Below are 21,620 nucleotides of genomic sequence, written 5' to 3'. Positions count from 1 at the left end.
GGGCATGGGGCGCAGAAGTCGGCGGGAGCAACTCGAACAACTACTCAGGGACCACGCCGGGGTGATCACCGTTCGGGACGCGGGTGAGTTGGCCGGCGTGCTGCGCTGTGCTGTGCGAACCGGTGACATGGTGAACGTGCTGCCGGGTGTCTTCGTGCCCGGTGCTGCCGATCTGACCCATCAGGTTCGCGCGCTCGCGGCCACGCGCTATGCGCCGAGTGCCGTCCTGACCGGTCGATCGGCGGCGGCCTTGTTGGGGTGGCCGCGATTGGAGCCGAACGTGATCACCATGGCAACGCCGACCGAACTCCGGGATCAGCCGGGATTCAGCTTCACCCGGGACCGCATCGACCCGGAGTGGATCACCACCATCGACGGCATCCGCTGCACCAACAAGTTCCTCACCGCGGTCGACCTGATCCCCGAGCTCGGCGGTGAGCTGGTCGACGACGTGCTGCGCGAGCACCCGCGCCGCGGCGCCTGGGCGCTGGCCCAGCTCTGGCAGGCCTTCGGCGATCATCCCAATCGGCCCGGCAACAACGCCCGTCGCGAGATCCTCACCGACTCCCGCGATCGGCCCTGGTCCGAGGCCGAGCGGATGGCCCACCGTGCGCTCCGGGAGGCCGGCATCACGGGCTGGTGCACGAACTTCGAACTGCGGATCGACGGCCGGACCTTCTTCCTCGACCTCGCCTTTCCCGAATTGAGGCTCGCCATCGAGATCAACGGGTTCGAATGGCACAGCAGGCGGGAGGCCTTCGAGAAGGACCACCAACGGCGCAACGAGGTCAACCTCGATGGCTGGTTGGTACTGGAGTTCACCTGGCGGATGGTCACCGACGATCCGGCCGGGTTCGTCCGGACGGTGCTGCGGGCGATGGGTCAACGCTGACCAGGGTCTGCAGGGCCGCGACGTGGCCGGCGAAGGCGCGCCGGCCGGCCGGGGTCAGCCTCGCCCAGGTCTTCACCCGGCCCTTGCCGGTGGGCTTGTCCAGCGTCACGTAACCGGCGTCGGTGAGCACCTTGAGTTGTTTGGAGAGCACCGAATCGGCGACCTGGAGGTCATCGCGCAGCGCCCCGAACTCCATCGAATCCACCTGGGCCAGCCGGGCGGTGATCCGGAGCCGGTGTGGGGCATGGATCACCTCATCGAAGCCGCTCATCGACGGCTCCGCGCGACTCCGGCCCGCAGCTCGGCGCGCATCGCGGCGTCTATCCGTGGGCCGATGATCATCGTGGCCCCCGCAGCCACCACGGCGGCCGCGATCAGCAGCCAGATCGGCGGCTGGACGAGGCGGGACATCGCCAGGATCGCCGGCAGGACGCACGCGACGAGGATCACCGAGTGCATGATCCAGAGCCGACCAGACCACTGGCCCATCGTCGGCCGCACCCAGATCCCGGTCAGCCTGCTGTAGGCGCCGATCAACCAGCCACACAGGATCGCGAGGAGCAGCGACGGCAGCACCGACCACGGCACCGGCAGCAGCCCGACGCCAAGGATGAAGCCGGCGATACCGAGCGCGAGCACCGGGTGGTACCAACGGGGAGTGATCAGCCGGTCGGCGACTGCCTGCCTGCTGGCGGTGATGTCGTTCAGGGCCTGGCTCGCGGGATACACATCTCTTTCCATGACGGAAACTCTAGCAATCACTTTCCGTTTCGGCAACGGAAAGTCAGCCGAGGAGGCGGGTGATCCAGTCCGCGTCGTCGGGGGCGCCGGCGGTCACGGCCGCCACCAGTTCGTCGCCGTCCAACTCGACCAGCTCGTCGTAGCGATCGGCCTGGCCGGTGGCGCGCAGCACCGCGTCGAGCACCGCCTCCCGCCGGCCGAGCCGGAAGAAGTCCTGGGCCGCGGGCCGCAGCAGCCCGGCCGAGGAACCGTCGTCGACGGTGACCAGCGTCGCCAGCCCCCGGATCACCGCGACCGGTCGCCCGCCGAGCTTGGTCTTGGCGAGATCGGCGGCACCGCAGAGCTCGTCGGCGACCGCGATCTCGGTGACCCTGAGGTCGTTGCCGTGCGGATCGGTACGCCCGATGTGCGAGTCGATCGGGAGCACCCCGGCCACCCCGATCGCCAGATCGGTCTGCCCGGTCCGCCAGGCCCGCCCGGACGTATCGGAGATCAGGACGCCGATCCGCACGCCGGTGCGCTCGGCCACCTCGGCCCGGATCCGGCGCGCCGAGGCATCTGGATCGAGCGGCAGCAGCAGCAAGCGCCCCGGTTCCACATTGGAGGAGTCGATGCCGGCGGCGGCGTGCACCAGACCGAGCCGGTGCTCCACGATCGTCGTGCCGCCGCGCCGCGCGACCACCCGCCGCGACTCGATCCGCCGCGCCCGGTCCTTGTCGGTCTCGTCGATGAAACGGCCCTCGGCCTTCGAGACGACCTTGGAGGTCACCACCCAGATGTCGCCATCGTGCGGGACGAGCACCCGCAGCAGTTCGCCGGTCAGATCGCAGCCCGGGGTGATCTCACCGATCCCGGTCGGTGCGTCGATGGTGATCACCGGCGGTCCTGGTGGCTTCGACTCGCTGGCGCTCGCTCAGCCAGCGTGGGGTCGGGCGCTCGCTCAGCCGGCGTGGGGTGGGGCGCTCGCTCAACCACCGTGGGGTCGGCTCGCTCGGCCAGCTCGACACCTTCGCGGATGAACCGTGCGGTATCCTCCGGCGTCGTCATCAGCAACGGCGTGGCCAGCGTCGGCAACCCGGCCGCGGTCAACCGCTCGGCCGCGGCCGCATCGCCCGAGTCCACCAGCCAGGCATCGAGCAGGCCCCCAGCGGACCGCGCGCCGTAGTGCAACCCGACCGCCCCGGCGTCCACCTCGACCCCGATCGCCGGCAGCAGCTTGTCGGCCATCCCGAGCACCGGTGCGCCGCCGAGGATCCCCGACACCCCGACCACGGGCGCCGTCACCGCCCGCAGCGCCGGGCGTACCCCACCCGTCGCCAGGATCGGGCCGATCGAGACCACCGGATTCGACGGGCCGATCAGGATCAGCTCCGCCGCCCCGATGGCCGCCAGCACCTCATCGCTCGCGCTCGCCGATTCACCACCGACCTGCAGCACCTCGAGCACCTCGGGTTCGGCGTGGTGGCGCACCCAGAACTCCTGGAAGTGCATCGCCCGCCGACCCGACGGCGCCTCGGGGTCGGCGACCACCACATGGGTCTCCACCCGGTCGTCGGTCATCGGCAGCAGCCGTACCGGCTCATCACCCAGCCAGCGCGTGCACAACGCCGCGGTGATCTCGGTGGGCCGGGCGCCGGCGGCGATCAGCTGGGTGCGTACCAGGTGGGTCGCGATGTCGCGGTCACCGAGGGCGAACCAGGTCGGCTCCACGGCGTACGCCTTCAACTCGGCCATGATCGACCAGGTCTCCTCGGCGCGGCCCCAGCCCTTCGCATCGTCGATGCCGCCGCCGAGCGCGTACATCATCGTGTCCAGATCGGGGGAGACCCGCAGCCCGTGCAGGGTGATGTCGTCGGCGGTGTTCACGATCACGTCGATCCGGGCATCGGGGTAGGCGGCACGCACGCCGCGGACGAACCGGGAGCCCCCGACACCACCGGCGAGCACGACGATCCGGGTGGGGGATTGGGAAGCAGTCACGCGCACAGTCTGGCACCCGGTGCCGACGCACCGCGGGCGTCCATCGGACCGGCGGCCGGCGTGGATACGCTGGGCGGTGTGAGCGAGGGGTTGAAGCGGTTCCGGCAACCGGCCGCGTGGCTGGTGCTGGTTGCTGTCGTGGTGCTGATGGCCGTCGATGTCGTACGCCTGGTGCTCGCGGTCCGCGGGCCGACCGGGTTGGACGCCTTCGCCGCCCACGGCCTGTCGCTGCTCAGCCCGGTGAACGCCATCGTGCTGCTGCTCGCGGTGGCCTGGTGTGCGGTGCTGCGACCGATCACCCCCGGTGCCCGGAAGCTGACCATCGCCGCCCTGACGGTGGCCCTGATCGGTACCGTGGCGCAGTTCGTCTTCGGCGTGATCGGCCTGGTGCGCGCCGGTCGGCGGGCCGGGGTGTTCAGTGCGGTGATCGACGCGATCGGCTACCTGGGCTTCACGATCCTGCCGGTGGTCGCGGTGGTCGCACTGGCCAAGATCCTCGGCGGGTTGCGGCGCGAGGAGTTCCGCCGGATCGAGGCCCAGGAGATGACGGTCGAACTGCCCCGCCCGGGCAGTGCGCCGGCCGACGCCGAATCGGACCAGGCTCCGCAGACCGAACCCACCTGGCGCCCCGATGAGGCCAGTGGCGCCGCCTGGCAGACCGCGGGCGCGGCCGCCGCCGGCGCGCAGGCCAGCGGTTGGGGCCGGCCGGGGGAGCGGGGTGGCTGGACGCCGGCCAATCGCGAGATGGAGCAGATTCCCGAGCCCGACCAGTCACCGGACGACGACCACGAGGAGGCCACGGTGGACGACGACCACGAGGAGGCCACGGTGATCCGGCGCCTGCCGGCCGCCGAGGACGCCCCGCGGGAGGACCCACAGGTCGAGAGCGAGGCCGATCGACCGGTGCGTCGGCAACCGCCGCAGTGGAAGCCGCTGGACCGCGGCTGAGGTCGGTTCAGGGGTCAAGACCCCCCGATCGGGCGGAATTTCCTACTCTAACGCAGAGATCTGACAATTTCCGGCTTGACTCCCGCTAACTACACGGTTGTAATTCCTCTAATGGAACTTGGTGTGCCAAGGGGTCGAGGAGGAAACATGCATGACCTGCTGACGGTGTTGGAGGCCGTCGAGGACGAGGGTGCATTGGGTTGGCAGGAGCGCGCCCTGTGCGCCCAGACCGACCCCGAAGCATTCTTCCCCGAGAAGGGTGGCAGCACCCGCGAGGCCAAGAAGGTCTGCCTCTCCTGCGAGGTGCGCAGCGAGTGCCTGGACTATGCGCTCGGCAACGACGAGCGGTTCGGGATCTGGGGCGGCCTCAGCGAACGGGAGCGCCGCAAGCTCAAGAAGCGGGCGGTCTGAACGGCCGTGATGTGACGTTACGATGAGGGGGCGCTGCGGCGGCCCCTTCGTCGTTCTCGGGGGTCTGTGGCGTACGCCCCCGGCACCAAGTACGCAGTGAGGTTTCCGAATCGATGCCTGAGCAGCCCGAGGCCGGCGCCCGGCGATCGTTGGGAGCCCCCCTCGATGCGGATCGGATCGACCCGTGGGCGTGGGCCAGTGAGGAACCCGCAGACACCCCCGTCGACACCACCGGCATCCCGGTCACCGCGATCCTGGTCGCCCACAACGCGCAGGCCTGGCTGGGCCCGGCGCTCACCTCCCTGCAGCAGCTGACCCGCCGGCCGGACCGCTGGCTGGCCGTCGACACCGGCTCCGATGACGACACCGCGGCACAGCTCCGCGACAGCGGCCTGTTCGACGAGGTCCTCACCGGTGAGAGCACCGACGGTTTCGGCGCCGCGGTGCAGCGGGCGCTCGAGGTGGCCGAACCCCGCCCCGGCGAATGGCTCTGGCTGCTGCACGACGACATCACCGTCGACCCCGACAGCCTGCAGCAGCTCCTCGCCGGCCAGCTGGCCCATCCGGATGCGGACCTGCTGGGTCCCAAACTGCTGCAGCCGCACCGCGGTGACGGACCCGCCCGGCTCAGCGAGGTCGGCGTGTCGATCTCCGATTCCGGCCGCCGCGAGCTCGACCTGGAACCGGGCGAGATCGACCAGGGCCAGCACACCGCGCGGCGGGTGCTGGCGGTCTCCACCTGCGGTCTGCTGATCCGCCGGGAGGTGTACGCCGAGCTCGGCGGGCTGGCACCGGAGCTGCCGCTGTTCCGCGACGGGGTCGACCTGGGCTGGCGGGCGACCGCGGCCGGTTACCAGGTGTGGACCTGTCCCGATGCCCGGATCACCCACCGCCAGGCCGGGCGTACCGGGCTGCGCCGATCCGGGCTGATCGGTGACGACCCGCACGGTACCGACCGGGAACTGGCCCTGCGTACCGTGGCCGCCCACCATGCCGGCGGCTGGTCCAGCATCAGACTCGTCCTCGGCGGCTGGCTGCGCGCCCTCGGTTATCTGCTCGGCAAGGCGCCCGCCCTGGCCCGCGCCGAACTGGCCGCGGTCGGCGATTTCGTCGGCAACCCGCGGACCCGCTCGCTGCGCGCCCGGATCCCCGCAGCCGCCTCCGCCGAGTCCGCCGCCGAGGTGGCCCGGTTGCGGCCCGACCGCTGGGCCGGCCTGCGCAGCGCCGCCGACGCGGTCCGCGAATATCTCCCCGGCCGGGGCCCGGCCCGTGGCCCCGAGGCCGGTACCTCGATCGACGAGCTGACCGGTGACGACTTCGCCGCCGGCGCGGACCCCGATCGCCGCAGCCTGTGGACCAACCCGACCGCGGTCCTCACCCTGCTGCTCACGATGACCGCGCTGTTCGCCGGCCGGACCCTGATCGGGCCCGGCAGTCCCGCCTCGGCGTGGCTGCTGCCCGCCCGCAGCACCCTCACCGACGCCTACCGTGCCTATCTCGACCCGATCGTCGGTGCCCCGGGGCTCTCGGCGCCGCCCTGGCTGGGGTTCACCGCGCTGTTCTCCACCCTGTCCTTCGGCCGCCCGGTGCTGCTGGTGGCGCTCGGGCTGCTGTTCGTGGTGCCGGCGGCCGCGCTCGCCGCACAGCCGCTGCTGCGGCGTACCGTCGCCGACACCCGCGTCCGGATCGCCGCCACCGTGCTCTACGCCCTGCTGGTCGCGCTGCTCGGCGCGGTGAACCGCGGGCTGATCGCACCGCTGGCCGTTGCGGTGTTCCTCCCGCTGCTGGCCGTCACCATCCGGGCGCTGCTGCGGCGGCCCACCACCGGACCGGAATCCTGGCGCCCCGCCTGGGCGAGCGGGCTGCTGCTCACCGTGCTGATCGCCTGCTATCCACCGGTGGGGGCGCTGGCGTTGCTCGGCGGCCTGATCGCAGCGATCCGGGTACGCCGGGAGCGCGGCCGGGTGCTGCGGCTGGTGGTCGCCGCCGCGGTCCCGCTGGTGCTGCTGGCGCCCTGGTGGCCCGCGGTGCTGAACGGCTGGACCCGGTTGTTCGTCGGCCCCGATACCGGCCTCGGCGGCGTCGCGGTCGGACCGGTCTGGCAGCTGCTGCTCGGTCTCACCCCCGGTGCCGGCACCCCGATCCTCTGGGTCGCCGCGATCTTCTTCGGCACCCTGTGGCTGTGGGGGCTGCTCGGGGTCGCGCTGCGCCCCGCCGCGCCCGCCGTCTGGGCCGCGATCGGTACCGCGCTGGCGGCGTTCGCGCTGGCGGTGCTGCTGTCCCGCCAACTCGCCACCACGTTGCCGCAGGGCACCCGGGTCCGGCCCGAACCGGTGGCGCTGCTGCTCATCGGCTTCGCGGCACTGGTGTACGCCGGCGCGCTCGGCCTGGACCTGGTGCCGGCGGCGCTCGGGCGGCGCAGCTTCGGGCTGCCGCACCTGGGCGCCCTGCTGGTGGTCGCGGTGACGGTGGCCGCGGTCGGTACCGGCGCGGTCTGGTGGGCGATGCTGGGTGCCCACGGTCCCGTCCATCGGGAGAGCGGCAGCACGCTCGCGCCCTATCTGCGCAATGCGATGAACTCCCCGGCCCGGACCCGGGTGCTCGCGATCCGGATCGAGGGCCCGTCGATGTCCTGGTCGCTGATCGCGGGGGACCAGCTCCGCCTCGGTGACGCCGACCGGGGGCTCGCCTTCGGCGGCTCCGGCACCATGCAGCAGCACACCCGCGGTGTCGTCGCCCGGTTGGTCGCCGGCAACGGTGACGAGCAGGTGGCCGACGACCTGGCCGGGCTGGCCGTCGGCCATGTCTGGGTCACCGGCGCCAGCGAGGAGCAGAAGTCGCGGATCAACAACACCCCCGGCCTGGGTACCGCCTCCGGTGACGAGATCGCCACCGTGTGGACCGTGCCGCAGACCACCGGCCGCTGGGTCGTCACCGGTGACCGCCCGGTCGTGCTGGACGCCCGCGGTGCCGCTGCGGGGGCCGACCTGCCGGCTGCCGGCGGCCCGCGGCAACTGGTGCTCAGCGAGCCGACCGACCCCCGCTGGCGGGTCACCTTCAACGGCAACGAACTGACCGGCCGGACCGGTGTGGACCGGACCAGCTTCGAGGTACCGGGCGGGGCGGGCCGGCTCGAGGTGCGGCTCGCCGACCCATGGCGGGGCTGGTTGGCGCTGGCCCAGCTGATCGGGCTGGTGCTGGTCGCGCTGCTCGCGGCGCCCTCGCTCGCCGGGGCCCGGCAGCGGCGCCAGGAGCGGCTCGGGCTCGGTGAACCCGAACCGGTCGCGGCCCGGGCGGTCCGGGCGGTCCGTGCGGAGGAGGAGCGATGAAGACCGTCCTGCGACCCCTGGCCGTGCTCGCCGTGGCGGCGGCCGGCGCCGGGCTGGTGTTCGGCGGTGCCGCGCTGCCGGTCAAGCAGCCACGGCCGCTGCCGCCGGTGGCGGCCGAGGGCCGCACCGTCACCGTCTGCCCGGCCGCGGCGACCATCAACGCGGTCTCGGCGACCAGCTGGGGCACGCTCGGGCTGCGCTCCCTGGCCGCCGGCGATCCGGTGCCGATCCCGGCCGGCAAGGGGATGACCGTGGCCAGCGCGGACCAGCCGATGGTGCTGGTGGCCGAGGGGCGGCAGAGCCAGGGGTCGGCCGCTGCGGCGTACGAGAGCCCGACCGGTGGTCCCGATCGGGGACTCGGCCTGGCGCGCTGCGGTGCCCCGAGCACCTCGGCCTGGTTCACCGGGCTCTCCGGGGATCCCGGGGGGAGCGGGGCGAGCGTGCGCAGTCAGCTGACGCTGATCAATCCCGACGCCGGGCAGGCCGAGGTCGATCTGCGGTTCTACGGTCCGAGCGGCCCGCTGGCCGCGGCCGGTGGGCGCGGGGTGACCGTACCCGGGCATTCGACCCGCGAGGTCGCGCTGGAATCGCTGTTCGCCGGTGCCGCGAACCCCGGTGTCGAACCGGTCGGGATGGAGGTGCGGACCAGCCGTGGCCGGGTCTTCACGACGGTCCGCCAGCGCGCCAGCGAGGGCGCCCAACCGGCCGGCAGCGACTGGCAGATCGCCTCCACCGAGCCGTCGCCGCTGCAGGTCGTACCCGGTGTACCGGACGGGCCCGGGTCGCGCGAACTGGTCCTGACCAACCCGGGCGCCCGGCGTACCACCGCCAAGATCGAGGTGATCGGACCCGACGGCACCTTCGCCCCGGCCGATGCGGCCGGTGTCGACGTGAACGCCGAGTCGACGGTCCGACTGCCGCTCACCCGCGGGCTCAACGGTGACATCGGCGCGGTCCGGGTGACCGCGGACCAGCCGCTGGTCGCCGCGGTGCTGGCGCGCAGCAGCGACAACCCCGCCGAGGCCGATCTCGCCGTCCAGCCGTCGGCGCCGGAGCTGGCCGGCAGCAGCATCGCCGCGATCGCGGTCGCTTCCGGGGCCACCGGCGCGGTGGTGGTCTCCAACAACGGGATCCGGGACGCCACGGTGCCGCTGAGACTGGTGGACAGCAGCGGCCGGGAGCTGATGGCGACCGAGTTGCCGGTGGCGGCGGGCCGCAGCAATCTGTGGGAGATCAAGCAGGTCGACCAGCCGGCCGCGGTCCAGGTGCGTACCCCGCGGGACAGTCAGTTGTACGCCGGGGTGGTGCTGACCTCCGGATCGGGTCCGCTCGCCGGCCTGGCGACCGCACCGTTGTCGGTGCCCGAGGAGGGCGCCGTCGACGTCGATCCCGAACACGACCCGGAGGTGGGACGATGAGCAGCCATCGCGACCGGCATGCCCGCGGCCTGCGCGGACCGCTGGCCCGGCCCCGGCCCGGGATGCCGCCGGTACCGCTGAACCGGGCACGGAACCGCGAGGCGTTCTTCACCGATGCGGTCGCCGAATCGGTGGCCCGGATCGCCCGCCGCCGCCCGGAGGCGCTGGCCCGGGTGCAGATCGGCTGGGAAGAGGTGCCGCATCTGGAGGTCGCCTGGACCGGCAACCAGGTGCCGCTGGCCGCCGCCGTCGAGGCCACCGACGACCGCCCGGCCCGGGTGGTGATCTACCGCCGGCCGCTGGAGCTGCGTGCCGCCACCCCGCGCGGGTTGAAGATCCTGGTGCACCGCACGGTCATCGAGCAGCTCTCCGCGCTCACCGGTATCGGTGTGGACGAACTCGACCCCGAGGGATACGGCGAGGCCGACTGACGGCCAAGAACGTTCATCGAGTAGCCAGCCATGCGGAGCGAAGCGGAGCAATGGCTGGCGTGTCGAGATGAACCCGACCCGCCCCGCTCAGCCGAGTTGACCGGAGACCCGCTCCGGGGCGATCTCGATGACCACCCGCTCCTCGACGACCATCGAGCGCCGGTAGTCGTCCCAGTCCGGATGCTCCCCGGCGATCGCGCGATAGATCTCGACGAGCCGGTCCAGGGTGGCCGGATCGGACTGGTCGCGGATCGTCGCGGTGCCGTCGATCTGCACCCACCGGCCGAAGAAGGCGTCGGTGGTGATGACGATCGAGGCCCGCGGGTCGCGGAGCAGGTTGCGTACCTTCGCCAGTGACGCCCGGCTCGAGATCACGATCCGGCCGTCGAGGGCGGCGGTGATCACCGGTGAGGACTGGACGCCGTCGTCGCGGCGCCGGGTGGTCAGCACGGCTCGGTGGTTGCTCTCGGCGAAGGACAGGGCAGCGGAGATCTCCATGCCCCCATCATCCTCGGTACGCCGGCTGAGCGAGCGAGGTACGAGCGAGTCGAAGCCAAGGGGCCGAAGAGCGGGGTCATGGCGCGCCGCGCGTGAGCTCACTGCACTTGCGCGTTAACGTCTTCGGGTGAGATCCAGGGTCTGTTCCCGCACCGGCTGCTCGGCCGCCGCCGTGGCCACCCTGACCTATGTGTACGCCGACTCCACGGCCGTGCTCGGGCCCCTGGCGCTGCAGTCCGACCCGAACGGTTACGACCTCTGTCAGCGGCATGAGGCCAACCTGTCGGCCCCGCGGGGCTGGGAGGTGATCCGGCTGCCGGCCGCCGAGGACGCCGATGCCGAACCGAGCAGCGACGACCTGCTCGCGCTCGCGAACGCGGTCCGCGAGGTGGGGTTCGCGCTCGACCCGCCGCCCGCCGACGCCACCGCCGGCGGCCGCGTCGTCGAACTCGCCCGGCGGGGCCATCTCACCGTCCTCGCCGATCCGGACGCCTGAGCCGGAACAACCCCCGGGAGAACTCCGAGGAAACGTCCAGCGGCGACACCCAATCGACTGGGTGAGGGCGATAGGCTGCCGGTGATGCTGAGCCAAGAGATCTTCAAAGCCAACGACATCCGCGGCCTGGCCGGCGGTGCGGATGCCCAGTGGGACGCCGAGGGGGCGTACGCCCTGGGGGTCGCCTTCGTCGAGACGCTCGACCTGACCAAGGCCGAGGGCGCCTTCGTACTCGGCCGTGACATGCGGGTCACCGGTGAGGAGCTGAGCCGCGCCTTCGCCGAGGGTGCGATGTCGCGCGGCGCCGATGTGATCGACATCGGCCTGGCCAGCACCGACGAGCTCTGGTTCGCCTCCGGGCGACTCGAGCTGCCCGGCGTACAGTTCACCGCCTCGCACAATCCCGCGACCTACAACGGGATCAAGTTCTGCCTCTCCGGTGCCCGCCCGGTCACCCCGAAGCAGCTGATCGACATCGCCCGCAAGGCATTCGACTACGAGGCCAAGGAGACCAAGCCCGCGGCCCGGGTCACCGGGACCCGGCGCGAGCAGGATCTGCTGCCCGCCTACGTCGACCACCTGCACTCGCTGGTACCGACCGACGGGATGCGCCGGCTCAAGGTCGTCGTGGACGCCGGCAACGGGATGGGCGGGCACACCGTGCCGAGCGTGCTGGCCGGCCTGGATGTGGAGATGGTCGGGTTGTTCCTCGATCTCGACGGCTCCTTCCCGAACCATCAGCCGAACCCGCTGGAGCCGGAGAACCTGGTCGACGCGCAACGCGCGGTCCGCGACAACGGCGCCGATCTGGCGCTGGTCTTCGACGGCGACGCGGACCGCTGCTTCATCATCGACGAGACCGGTGCGGTGGTGAACCCGTCCGCGGTGACCGCGCTGATCGCCTGTCAGGAGCTGCGCCGCGAACCGGGCAGCACGATCGTGATCAACACGATCACCTCCCGCACGGTCGCCGAGGTGGTCGCCGAGGAGGGCGGCGAGACGGTCGTCTCCCGGGTCGGCCACACCTATGTGAAGGCCGCGATGGCCGAGCGGGACGCGATCTTCGGCGGCGAGCACTCTGCGCACTACTACTTCCGCGACTTCTGGAGCGCCGACACGGGGATGCTCGCCGGCCTGCACGTGCTGGCGATGCTGGGCCGCAGCGACGAGCCGCTGTCGAGACTGGTGCAGCGCTTCGACCGGTACGCCTCCTCGGGCGAGATCAACTCCACCGTCGCCGACGCCAAGCAGGCGATGGACAAGGTGGCCGAGGCATTCGCCGGCCGCGGCGAGGTCGGTTTCCCCGACGGGCTGATGGTCAACGGGCCCGATTGGTGGGTCAACCTGCGCCCGTCGAACACCGAGCCGCTGCTGCGGCTGAACGTCGAGGCGAAGGATCCGAAGCAGATGGCAGCGTTGCGCGACGAGGTGCTCGCGCTGGTGAGGGGGCAGCAGTGACCGCGGAGACCGGCGTACATCTCTCGCCCGAGCTGTTGGCGATCCTGGCCTGCCCGAACTGCCATTCCCGGCTGGCGGTCGACCACGAGCGCTCCGAGCTGGTCTGCAGCAATCCCGAATGCGCGCTGGCCTACCCGGTGGTCGATCAGATCCCGGTGCTGCTGGTCGATGAGGCCCGGCACCGCTAACCGGGGGAGTCAGCGATGGACGAGTTCGACGACGCGCGCCTGGAGGATCCCGCGGCCCTGCAGCGCTCCGACGGGTTGCTGCGCCGGTTGGCCGGTGCCGGTGCCCGGTTGCGGATCGAGCACGGGTCGGCGAGCGAGCCGTTGCAGCAGTTGGAGCCGCTGCGTCCGCGGGCGGTGATCGCCGCCGGGACGGAGGCGCGGCTGATCCGGGCCATGTTGGAGCCGACCTGCCCGGTCCCGTTCGTCGCCTGGCCGCGGCACGGCCTGCCCGGCTGGGTGGGCCCACTCGACCTGGTCGTGGTGGTCGCGCCCGAGGGCGGTACGCCGGATCTGGTTGCGACCGTGCACGAGGCAGTACGCCGGGGTTGCAGCCTGGTGATCGCCTGCCCGCCGGTCTCCTCGATCGCCGAGTACGCCGGCTCGCGGGCCACCACCTTGCTGCCGACCAGCACCGAGGACCCGCTGGCCGCCGCCGCGCTGATCCTCGGCGCGCTCGCGCAGCTCCAGCTCGGCCCCGCGGTCGACCTGCTGGCGGTCGCCGATGCGATGGATGCGGTGGCCGAGGAGTGCTCGCCGTACGTCGATCTGGCCGCCAACCCGGGCAAGGATCTGGCGCTCGGCATGGCCGACGCGCAGCCGCTGGTCTGGGGCGGGTCGGTGCTCGCCGCCCGCGCCTCCCGCCGGGTCGCGGAGGCGATCCGGGCCGCGTCGGGCCGGCCGGCGCTGGCCGCCGACGCCGAGGCACTGCTGATCGTGCTCGACGCCGCGCAGGCCCGTGACCCGTTCGCCGACCCGTTCGAGCAGACCGTCACCGATCGGCGGCCGACGCTGCTGGTGCTCGATGACGGCCACGGCGACGAGATGGTCCAGGTGGCCCGCAACCGGCTGGTCGCGATGGCCGAGGGCCGCGATGTCCGGGTCAACGTGGTGCAGCACCACGACGGTTCCGAACTGGCCCGGTACGCGGCACTGCTGCAGACCGGGTTCTACGCCGCGGCATACCTCGAGGTCGGCCTGGACGGCAGCGCTCGCTGACCCACCGGGTCAGAACCCGGTGCTGGCCAGCCCGCCGACGGTTTCCTTGCTGTCCTTGACGTCCGGGCCGAAGCCGTCGTCCACCGTGCCGGCGTCGGTTCCGGAATCCGTGCCGGTGTCGGTGCCGCCCGCCGGGGTGCCGGTATCGCCACCCTGGTCGGCGCCGCCGTCGGGTCCGGTCGGGCTGGTCGGTTCGGGAGCGGGCGGATTCGTCGGCTCCGGGGCCGGGGTCTCGCCACCCTTCGGCGGGGTGGTCGGCTTCGGGGACTCGCCACCCTTGGGCGGAGTCGTCGGCTTCGGCGTCTCGCCACCCTTCGGGGTGGTCGGCTTCGGCGACGGCTTGGCCGTCTTGTCGGTGCTCGGGGTCGCCGTCGGTTTCGCGGTCCTGTCCGGGGTGGGCTTCGCGGTCGGTTTTGCGGTCTTGTCCGGGGTGGGCTTCGCGGTGGGCTTCGCGGTCTTGTCCGGCGTCGGCTTCGCGGTGGGCTTGGCCGTCTTGTCCGGGGTGGGCTTCGGCGACGAGCCCGGGCCCTGCTTGCGGTAGCTCCAGATCGCGTCGTTCGGGTTCGCCAGGTTCACCACCCGCAGTTCCGACTCCGGGGTGGCGCCGGCGGGGTAGGCCCACTCGATCTTGCAGGTGCGCTGGGCGTTCATCACGCACTCGGTCCTGGTGATCGACACCCAGCCCTTCTTCGGGTCCTTGATCTGCATCTGGAAGCGATCGCCCTGCAGCCCCGCCTGCACCAGGGTGAAGTTCGACCCGTTGGCGAAACTCTGGGTGTCCATCACCAGCGCCCGGCGCGAGTTCACCGTGAAAAGGGCCGCACCCTTGCTGCCCGCGGTCCCGCCGACGAGCGACTTGGCGTCCTTGGCATCGGCAAGCTGCACGGTGAACTTCTTGCCGCCGGTCAGCGGCGCCTTCAGCGGATCCACCTTGACCACGGTCGGCTCCGAATAACCGTTGTCCTTCACGGTCACCCGGGTCACCGGGCCGACCGCCCGCAGGCTGGTCGCCCTGTTCTCCTTGTCGGGGTTCTCACCGATGAAGACCCGCACCGAGTAGGTACCGGGCTTGCCCTGCAGGGTGGTCTTCACACCGCTGCCCTCGTTCACACCCTCGCTGCTGGCGCTCAGCGGAAAGTTGATCGAGCAGCTCTGCCCGCAGAGTCGCTTGGTGTCCGGGCTCATCGCCGCCGAGGCGGTGCTGGCGTACCAGATGCCCGGTACCAGGGTGAGGGCGGCGGCTGCCGCGATCCCGCCGGTGATGCGCTTGGTCCTGGTGTTCATGTCGTTCCCCCGAGAAGCTGTGATGCTGCAACTGTGCGGCCCCGGGGGACCGCTTGTCGCGCGCCGGGGCCGGGAAGTTTCCGCCTTGTGGGACCGCGGCGTACGTTTCGACACCCCAACCACCCGGCGGATAGGCTCACTGGTCGTGGATCACCGCGTAGCAGACCTGTCTCTGGCCGACTTCGGCCGCAAGGAGATCACCCTCGCCGAGCACGAGATGCCCGGGCTGATGGCGATGCGGGAGCGGTACGCCGATTCCCAGCCGCTGAAGGGGGCGCGGATCGCCGGCTCGCTGCACATGACCGTGCAGACCGCCGTGCTGATCGAGACCCTGGTCGCGCTCGGGGCCGAGGTGCGCTGGGCGTCCTGCAACATCTTCTCCACCCAGGACCACGCGGCGGCGGCCATCGTGGTCGGCTCCGGTACGCCCGAGCAGCCGGCCGGCGTACCGGTCTTCGCCTGGAAGGGCGAGACCCTGGCGGAGTACTGGGACTGCACCGAGCAGATCCTCAGCTGGCCCGACGGCCAGCAGCCGAACATGATCCTCGACGACGGTGGCGACGCGACCCTGCTGGTGCACAAGGCCGTCGAGGCGGTCAAGACCGGTGAACTGCCGGAGGCCGGTGAGGACGATCCCGAGGAGCTGCAGGTCATCGTCGCGCTGATCAGGCGCAACCTGGCCGAGCAGAAGACCGACTGGATCGCGCTCGCGAACTCGCTCCAGGGTGTCACCGAGGAGACCACCACCGGGGTGCACCGGCTCTATGAGATGGAGCGGGAACAGCAGCTGCTGTTCCCGGCGATCAACGTCAACGATTCGGTCACCAAGTCCAAGTTCGACAACAAGTACGGCTGCCGGCACTCGCTGATCGACGGCATCAACCGCGCCACCGACGTGCTGATCGGCGGCAAGGTCGCGGTCGTCTGCGGCTATGGCGATGTCGGCAAGGGATGCGCGGAATCCCTGCGTGGGCAGGGAGCGCGGGTGATCATCACCGAGGTCGACCCGATCTGCGCCCTGCAGGCCGCCATGGACGGCTATCAGGTCGCGACCCTCGATGACGTGGTCGAGATCGCCGACATCTTCGTCACCGCCACCGGTTGCCTGGACGTGATCACCGCCGAGCAGATGAGCCGGATGAAGCACCAGGCGATCGTCGGCAACATCGGCCACTTCGACAACGAGATCGACATGGCCGGGTTGGCCAAGCTGCCCGGTATCGAGAAGCTCGAGATCAAGCCGCAGGTGCACCAGTGGACCTTCGCGGACGGGCACTCGATCATCGTGCTCTCCGAGGGCCGGTTGCTGAATCTGGGCAACGCGACGGGGCATCCGAGCTTCGTGATGAGCAACTCCTTCACCAACCAGGTGCTGGCCCAGATCGAGCTGTTCACCAAGCCCTCGGAGTACCCGGTCGGTGTCTACGTGCTGCCCAAGCACCTGGACGAGGAGGTCGCCCGGCTGCACCTGGCCTCGCTGGGCGTACGCCTGTCCGAGCTGACCCCCAAGCAGGCCGACTACCTCGGCGTACCCGTCGCCGGCCCGTTCAAGCCGGACAGCTACCGCTACTGACGCTGCTCGAATCCCACCAACGATCATCGAGTAGCTCGCGCAGCGAGCGTGTCGAGATGCCCCGCCTCAGTGACCGAGGGCGCGCTGCCCGTTGGTCATCGCACGGATCGCTCGGTCGATCTCCGCCGGTGGGACCGCCAGGATCCTGATACCCCAGAACAGCGGCTTCTGGCCGGGGGAGTCCAGCCGCAACATCGGTTGGCCCATCTTGCTGCCGAGAGAGAGCCGCGCCTGCGGCCACGGGATCTGTCGGGCCGGCTGGCGCTCGATGTAGGCGGTGACGCCCCACGGATCGAGGGTGAGCGCGGCCGGGGGCACGTCCGCGCCGCTGTACCAGTTCGATCGGCCGAAGAGCAGCAGCATCGCCAGAGCGACGCCGAGGGTCAGGAACAGCAGGGCCAGGGCGAGGAAGCCGTCCGCCCCATCCATGGTCAAGGCCATGGTTCCGATGATCACCGCTGCAATCAGATAGACGGCCACCTGGAACAGGCTCGCGTACTTCGCCCGGCGGCGCGTCCGGCGGAGCTGGTCGTGGTCGACGGGCACATCGAAGCGCATGCCTCATTGTGGCGTGCCCGGAGGGCAACACTGATCAGTTGTTCGACCGGAGGTCATCTCGACACGGTCGCTGCGCGACCTGCTCGATGACCGTGGTTACTCGGCGTCGCCGCCGTCACCGTCGCCGGAGCGCATCGATTCCCAGATCTCCTTGCACTGCGGGCAGACCGGGAATCGGTCCGGGTTGCGGGAGGGCACCCAGATCTTGCCGCACAGGGCGACGACCGGCGTACCCATCACCATCGCCTCGGTCAGCTTCTCCTTGGGCACATAGTGCGAGAAACGCTCGTGATCGCCCTCGTCGTAGCGATACTCGGTGCGCTCATCGAGCACCGTCTGGGATCCGGTGCCGATCTGGGTCTCGGTCTGGGTCTCGCTCACATCTCGAATCATACGCGGGCTGTCGAGCCCCCCGTGGCCGCGGGAAACCGGTTTGGCCGAGCCCGCCCGAACTGGTGGGATGAACCCCATGCCCCCGCAGCCGACCACCGAGATCGACCGCCGCCCGTTGGCGGTCGGGATGCTCGCCGGGGTGTTCGCGACCGCCTTCGAGGGGATCGCGGTCAGCACGGCGATGCCAGCGGCCGCCACCCAACTGGGCCGGGTGGAGTGGTACGCGTGGGCGTTCAGCCTCTACATGGTCGGCATGCTCGCCGGGTCGGTGACCGCCGGCCGGCTCTCCGACCGGCGCGGGCCGCTGCCGCCGCTGGCCTTCGGCGCCGCCTGCTTCGCGATCGGGCTGCTGGTCGCCGGCCTGGCGCCGGCGATGTGGATGCTGCTGCTCGGCCGGCTGATCCAGGGCCTGGGCGGGGGAGCGTTGAACGTCGGGCTCTATGTGGTGATCGCGAAGGCGTTCGACGAGGATCAGCGGCCGGCGATGATGACCGCGTTCAGCGCCTGCTGGATCCTGCCCGCCTTCGTCGGTCCGCCACTCTCGGCGTGGGTGACCACCACCTGGTCCTGGCACTGGGTCTTCCTCGGCATCCTGCCGCTGATCCTGCTCGCCGCGCTGCTCGCCGGCCCACCCCTGGTACGCCTGCAGCGGCGCCCGCGGGAGGCCGGCGACCGCTCTCCGGTACCGGCCTGGGTCGGGCTGGTGCTGGCCGCCGCCGCGGTCGCGCTGCAGTACGCCGGGCAGCGCGTCTCGATCCGCCTCGACTGGCTGGTCGCGGTGGCCGCCCTGGCCGGCGTACTGCTCCTGGCCCTCGCCCTGCCCCGGCTGATGCCGCGCGGCTTCCTCACCCTCGGTCGCGGGCTGCCGGCGGTGGTCTCCTCCCGCGCCCTGGTCGCCGGCGCGTTCTTCGGCGGCGAATCGTTCATCCCGCTGATGCTGGTGCAACTGCGCGGCCAGTCGCTCGGGATCGCCGGCGCGATGCTCACGGTCGGCTCGCTCGGCTGGTTCGTCGGCTCCTGGCTGCAGGCCAGGCGCTGGTTCCGACTGGGTCGGCACCAGATGATCACCCTGGGCGCCGTCTCGGTCGCCGTGGGCCTGAGCGGCTGTGCGGCGGTCGCCTGGTGGCCGTCGCTGTGGGTCGGTACCGCCTGGCTGATCTGGCCGTTCGCCGGCTTCGGCATGGGGCTGTTGATCTCCTCCACCGGGCTCGCCCAGATCACCCTCTCCCGGCCCGCCGAGCAGGGCCGCAACGCCTCCGCGCTGACCTCCGGCGAATCGCTCGGCAACTCGATCGTGACCGGGCTGGCCGGCACCATCTTCGCCGCCCTGCACCTGACCGCGCTGCCGAACGCCACCTTCGCCGCCGTCCTCGGCGCGATGGTGCTGGTCGCCCTGCTCGGCGTGCTCACCTCCTCCCGGATCGGTGAGATCAGGGCGCCGGGATCAGCACCGATCGGTTGACGACCCCGCTCACCAGTTGCTGATCGACCGGCTGAGGATGCCGCGGATGTCCTCCTCGGTGGGTGTCCGGGCGCAGGTGGTGAGCAGCCGCTGCTGCTTCATCGTGCCGGCCGCCAGGTCCGCCACATCGTCCTCGGTGTAGCCGACCGCGCCGATGCCGTTCGGGATGCCGATGTCGGCCATCAGCTCGATCAGCACGCTCGGCAGCTGCTCGGCCGGATCCTGCTGCTTCGGCGCGTCCGGGTTCAGCAGCTCGGCCACCCGCAGATGCCGTTCCGGGGCTGCCTCGAAGGAGAACCGGAATGCCTCCGGCGCGGTCAGCGAGACGGCCATCCCGTGCGGCACCATCGGCTCGTCCTGCGGGTAGTCCGGCGGCGTGTAGTCGCGGACCATGCCGGCGATCGGGTAGGCGTTGGCGTGCGGGATGTGGACGCCGGCATTGCCGAACCCCATCCCGGCGAAGGTGGCCGCCATCATCATCTCGTTGCGGGCATTCACATCGTCGCCGTGGTGGACCGCGGTCCTGAACGAGCTGGCCAGCAGCTGCATGGCCCGCTCCGACCAGAGATCGGAGACCGGATTGGCCCCGCAGTAGGTGACCCGCTCCTCGGGCTTCTTCCGCGGGCCCTGGGTGTAGGGCTTGGCGGTGTAGGACTCGGCCGCGTGACAGAGGATGTCCATCCCCGAGGCGGCGCTCACCATCGGCGGCAGATCGAGGGTGACCAGCGGATCGATCACCGCCATCGTCGGGCGCAGCCGCCAGTGGCTGAGCCCCGACTTCACCTTCATCGACAAGATGTCCATGATGCAGACGGCGGTCGACTCGGCCCCCGTACCGGCGGTGGTCGGGATCGCGATCAGCGGCTTCAGCGGCCCGGGCGGCGTCTGGGCCCGCCCGATCGGCTTGTTCACATAGTCCATCAGCTCACCGGGGTAGGTGGTCAGCAGGTTCACCGCCTTGGCGGTGTCGATGGAACTGCCGCCGCCCAGGGCGACGAAACCGTCGAAGGGGCCGTTCTCCTTGGCGTACGCGATGGCCCGCTCGAAGCTCTCGTCGGTCGGTTCGACGTGGGACTCGGCGTAGATCTCGGATTTGATGTCGTAACGGGTCAGGCACTCCTGCACCCGGTCGGCGATGCCGGTGGCGGCGACCCCGGCGTCGGTGATGATCAGCACGCGGCCGACGTCGTACTGGCTGAGGTCGAAGCCGATCTCATCGACCGCCCCGGCGCCGAACTTCAGGGGCGGTGCACCCCAGGTGAAGATGGTCTCTTCGTGAATCTGTTGCTCGCTCATGTCCAGTCTCCCGGGTTGTCGCCCGCTCGCAGCGGCTTGTCGTGGAAGCGTCCCTCGTGGGCCAGGACCGGGCGCCGGTCCCCGGCCAGCTCGGGATATTTCTGTTCCAATTTCTCGCGTTGGCTGGCCTGCTTGTGCCAGTGCCGAATGGTGTCCCGGTCCCCGCCGCCGGTGGCCTGCCAACTGCGCGGCATCTCCTCGCGGGAATGACCCGCCGACGCGGAGTTGCCGAGGTTGATCCGCGAGAAAACCCTTCTGGTACTGGAATCGCAGGCGGGGCAGGCCGGATTGTCGGCGGTCATCGAGGCCACCGCGGCCTCGAACTCGTGTCCGGTGCTGCACCGGAAGTCGTAGAGGATCATCGCCGGTGCCTCAGTGGTAGTAGGCGTTCGGGGCGAAGGGCAGGGTCTTCGCCTGCTCGCCGTCGTGGCCGAAGATGACCTCGGCGTTCGTGCGCTCGGCGATGCCGCGCAGCTTCTCCACCGATTCCAACCACTTCAGGTTGTCCCAGACGATGGCCGCGCCGATCGCGGGCGGCCCCCACGAGTCGCTGAGATAGACCGCATCGGAGGTGAAGATCTTGGTGCCCTGATCGGGCAGATCCAGCTGCAGCGACATGGTGCCCCAGGTGTGGCCGGGGGTGGAGATCAGGGTGACCCCGTCGACCAGTTCGGTGTCCCCGCTGACGGTGTCCATCGGCAGGCCCTGGAAGTCGCTGAGCAGGTGGGCGCCGGCGAAGTCGCCCTCGATGGTCTTGACCCCGGCCAGCTCGTCGGCGTGCACGATCACCTTGGCGTTGGGGAACATCTTCGCGTTCGCCGCATGGTCGAAGTGCAGATGGGAGAGCACCAGGATGTCGATGTCGTCGGGGCCGAGCCCGATCTCGGCCAGTGAGGTGTCCAGATAGCCCGGGCCGTCGACCGGGTCGATCACCGGGAAGAACTCCTGCAGTCCGGTCGGCGCCCAGCGTTCGGCCCAGTCGCGGGGTACGCCGGTGTCCCAGAGGATCTTGCCCTCGGGATGGTCGATCAGGATCGCGTGGGTGGGCACCTCGGTCCAGACCACCGGATCGTTCTTGTGGCTGCGATCCCGGATCACCTTGCCCGGTTTCAGCAGCAACCAGGTGGCGTCGGCCTCCATCACCCCGGTGCGCAACAGGTGTGCCTTGAACTCTGACATGGGACCCCCTTCGTCGGTGAAGTTGCCTTCCATTCTTGGAAAACGGCGAC

The 21,620-nt window shown here is 70.9% G+C and carries 23 protein-coding genes; 12 read left to right on the top strand and 11 right to left on the bottom strand.

Going from position 1 to position 21,620, the window contains the following annotated elements:
- The first annotated feature begins 61 nt into the window (after positions 1 to 61).
- On the top strand, positions 62 to 892 hold the full coding sequence (locus C8D81_RS15840; protein WP_166646847.1) for an endonuclease domain-containing protein: 831 nt from the start codon (positions 62 to 64) through the stop codon (positions 890 to 892).
- On the opposite strand, the gene C8D81_RS15835 is transcribed toward C8D81_RS15840, so the two are convergent.
- From C8D81_RS15835 to cofD, 4 genes are read right to left on the bottom strand one after another with little or no spacing between them, the layout of a single operon-like run.
- The gene (locus C8D81_RS15835) at positions 834 to 1,163 is read right to left on the bottom strand and encodes a transcriptional regulator (RefSeq protein WP_133626393.1); all 330 of its coding nucleotides are present in this window, start codon (positions 1,161 to 1,163) and stop codon (positions 834 to 836) included. The two genes, C8D81_RS15840 and C8D81_RS15835, sit on opposite strands and share 59 nt — an antisense overlap.
- Positions 1,160 to 1,633, bottom strand: coding sequence for a hypothetical protein (locus tag C8D81_RS15830; RefSeq protein ID WP_133626392.1), 474 nt, complete (start codon positions 1,631 to 1,633; stop codon positions 1,160 to 1,162). The genes C8D81_RS15835 and C8D81_RS15830 overlap by 4 nt, the downstream gene beginning before the upstream one ends.
- A 43-nt stretch (positions 1,634 to 1,676) precedes the next feature.
- Complete coding sequence (gene cofE / locus C8D81_RS15825) at positions 1,677 to 2,510, bottom strand: coenzyme F420-0:L-glutamate ligase (protein WP_133626391.1); 834 nt, start codon at positions 2,508 to 2,510, stop codon at positions 1,677 to 1,679.
- Positions 2,507 to 3,613, bottom strand: coding sequence for a 2-phospho-L-lactate transferase (gene cofD / locus C8D81_RS15820; RefSeq protein WP_094432386.1), 1,107 nt, complete (start codon positions 3,611 to 3,613; stop codon positions 2,507 to 2,509). Before cofD ends, cofE begins: the two co-directional genes overlap by 4 nt.
- A 78-nt stretch (positions 3,614 to 3,691) precedes the next feature.
- Here cofD and C8D81_RS15815 point away from each other — a divergent pair, with 78 nt between their 5' ends.
- The 5 genes from C8D81_RS15815 to C8D81_RS15795 all read left to right on the top strand — a co-directional run bounded on the left by C8D81_RS15815 (position 3,692) and on the right by C8D81_RS15795 (position 10,150).
- A complete protein-coding gene (locus tag C8D81_RS15815) occupies positions 3,692 to 4,561 on the top strand; it encodes a DUF456 domain-containing protein (protein ID WP_094432273.1) in 870 nt (289 codons plus the stop codon).
- Between the two features lie 147 nt (positions 4,562 to 4,708).
- A complete protein-coding gene (locus tag C8D81_RS15810; RefSeq protein ID WP_094355773.1) occupies positions 4,709 to 4,972 on the top strand; it encodes a WhiB family transcriptional regulator in 264 nt (87 codons plus the stop codon).
- Between the two features lie 113 nt (positions 4,973 to 5,085).
- Positions 5,086 to 8,301 carry a glycosyltransferase family 2 protein gene (locus C8D81_RS15805; RefSeq protein ID WP_133626390.1) on the top strand — a complete coding sequence of 1,072 codons (3,216 nt, stop codon included), beginning with the start codon at positions 5,086 to 5,088 and terminating at the stop codon, positions 8,299 to 8,301.
- Positions 8,298 to 9,719, top strand: coding sequence for a DUF5719 family protein (locus C8D81_RS15800; RefSeq protein WP_098477011.1), 1,422 nt, complete (start codon positions 8,298 to 8,300; stop codon positions 9,717 to 9,719). The genes C8D81_RS15805 and C8D81_RS15800 overlap by 4 nt, the downstream gene beginning before the upstream one ends.
- Complete coding sequence (locus C8D81_RS15795; protein WP_094355776.1) at positions 9,716 to 10,150, top strand: metallopeptidase family protein; 435 nt, start codon at positions 9,716 to 9,718, stop codon at positions 10,148 to 10,150. Before C8D81_RS15800 ends, C8D81_RS15795 begins: the two co-directional genes overlap by 4 nt.
- An 87-nt stretch (positions 10,151 to 10,237) precedes the next feature.
- On the opposite strand, the gene C8D81_RS15790 is transcribed toward C8D81_RS15795, so the two are convergent.
- Positions 10,238 to 10,648, bottom strand: a complete 411-nt coding sequence (locus C8D81_RS15790) for a PPOX class F420-dependent oxidoreductase (protein WP_094432267.1) — start codon at positions 10,646 to 10,648, stop codon at positions 10,238 to 10,240.
- A 127-nt stretch (positions 10,649 to 10,775) separates the two neighbouring features.
- Here C8D81_RS15790 and C8D81_RS15785 point away from each other — a divergent pair, with 127 nt between their 5' ends.
- From C8D81_RS15785 to C8D81_RS15770, 4 genes are all read left to right on the top strand, one after another.
- The gene (locus tag C8D81_RS15785; RefSeq protein WP_094406812.1) at positions 10,776 to 11,144 is read left to right on the top strand and encodes a DUF3499 domain-containing protein; all 369 of its coding nucleotides are present in this window, start codon (positions 10,776 to 10,778) and stop codon (positions 11,142 to 11,144) included.
- Positions 11,145 to 11,228: 84 nt separating this feature from the next.
- Complete coding sequence (manB, locus tag C8D81_RS15780) at positions 11,229 to 12,602, top strand: phosphohexomutase domain-containing protein (protein ID WP_098477014.1); 1,374 nt, start codon at positions 11,229 to 11,231, stop codon at positions 12,600 to 12,602.
- Entirely contained in the window at positions 12,599 to 12,790 is a 192-nt protein-coding gene (locus C8D81_RS15775; protein ID WP_094355780.1) for a Trm112 family protein, read from the top strand. Before manB ends, C8D81_RS15775 begins: the two co-directional genes overlap by 4 nt.
- 15 nt (positions 12,791 to 12,805) lie before the next feature.
- A complete protein-coding gene (locus tag C8D81_RS15770; protein WP_098477015.1) occupies positions 12,806 to 13,825 on the top strand; it encodes an SIS domain-containing protein in 1,020 nt (339 codons plus the stop codon).
- A 9-nt stretch (positions 13,826 to 13,834) separates the two neighbouring features.
- On the opposite strand, the gene C8D81_RS15765 is transcribed toward C8D81_RS15770, so the two are convergent.
- Positions 13,835 to 15,109, bottom strand: a complete 1,275-nt coding sequence (locus tag C8D81_RS15765) for a hypothetical protein (RefSeq protein WP_094432259.1) — start codon at positions 15,107 to 15,109, stop codon at positions 13,835 to 13,837.
- Positions 15,110 to 15,254: 145 nt separating this feature from the next.
- On the opposite strand from C8D81_RS15765, the gene ahcY reads away from it, so the two are divergent.
- Positions 15,255 to 16,682, top strand: a complete 1,428-nt coding sequence (ahcY, locus tag C8D81_RS15760; RefSeq protein ID WP_407644080.1) for an adenosylhomocysteinase — start codon at positions 15,255 to 15,257, stop codon at positions 16,680 to 16,682.
- Between the two features lie 66 nt (positions 16,683 to 16,748).
- Here ahcY and C8D81_RS15755 read toward each other — a convergent pair whose 3' ends face one another.
- Together C8D81_RS15755 and C8D81_RS15750 are read right to left on the bottom strand one after the other, a co-directional pair.
- Positions 16,749 to 17,240 (bottom strand): hypothetical protein, encoded by a 492-nt coding sequence (locus tag C8D81_RS15755; protein WP_094432257.1) that lies wholly within the window; start codon positions 17,238 to 17,240, stop codon positions 16,749 to 16,751.
- 96 nt (positions 17,241 to 17,336) lie between these two features.
- On the bottom strand, positions 17,337 to 17,621 hold the full coding sequence (locus tag C8D81_RS15750) for a DUF3039 domain-containing protein (protein ID WP_229118128.1): 285 nt from the start codon (positions 17,619 to 17,621) through the stop codon (positions 17,337 to 17,339).
- Between the two features lie 88 nt (positions 17,622 to 17,709).
- Between C8D81_RS15750 and C8D81_RS15745 the strand changes: the two genes are divergently transcribed.
- On the top strand, positions 17,710 to 19,095 hold the full coding sequence (locus tag C8D81_RS15745; protein WP_166646846.1) for an MFS transporter: 1,386 nt from the start codon (positions 17,710 to 17,712) through the stop codon (positions 19,093 to 19,095).
- Positions 19,096 to 19,104: 9 nt separating this feature from the next.
- On the opposite strand, the gene C8D81_RS15740 is transcribed toward C8D81_RS15745, so the two are convergent.
- The 3 genes from C8D81_RS15740 to C8D81_RS15730 are packed head-to-tail and all read right to left on the bottom strand — an operon-like array spanning position 19,105 to position 21,570.
- A complete protein-coding gene (locus C8D81_RS15740; RefSeq protein ID WP_094432250.1) occupies positions 19,105 to 20,391 on the bottom strand; it encodes a hydroxyacid-oxoacid transhydrogenase in 1,287 nt (428 codons plus the stop codon).
- Entirely contained in the window at positions 20,388 to 20,753 is a 366-nt protein-coding gene (locus tag C8D81_RS15735; protein ID WP_094432247.1) for an FmdB family zinc ribbon protein, read from the bottom strand. Before C8D81_RS15735 ends, C8D81_RS15740 begins: the two co-directional genes overlap by 4 nt.
- A gap of 10 nt (positions 20,754 to 20,763) precedes the next feature.
- Positions 20,764 to 21,570 (bottom strand): N-acyl homoserine lactonase family protein, encoded by an 807-nt coding sequence (locus tag C8D81_RS15730; protein WP_094432245.1) that lies wholly within the window; start codon positions 21,568 to 21,570, stop codon positions 20,764 to 20,766.
- Positions 21,571 to 21,620 lie beyond the last annotated feature (50 nt).

Origin of the sequence: Enemella evansiae, from assembly GCF_004362375.1 — a bacterium.
In the GTDB taxonomy this organism is placed as follows: domain Bacteria; phylum Actinomycetota; class Actinomycetes; order Propionibacteriales; family Propionibacteriaceae; genus Enemella; species Enemella evansiae.
The sequence above is the reverse complement of the archived record's forward strand: the minus strand, read 5'-3'. Positions and strand labels throughout refer to the sequence as shown.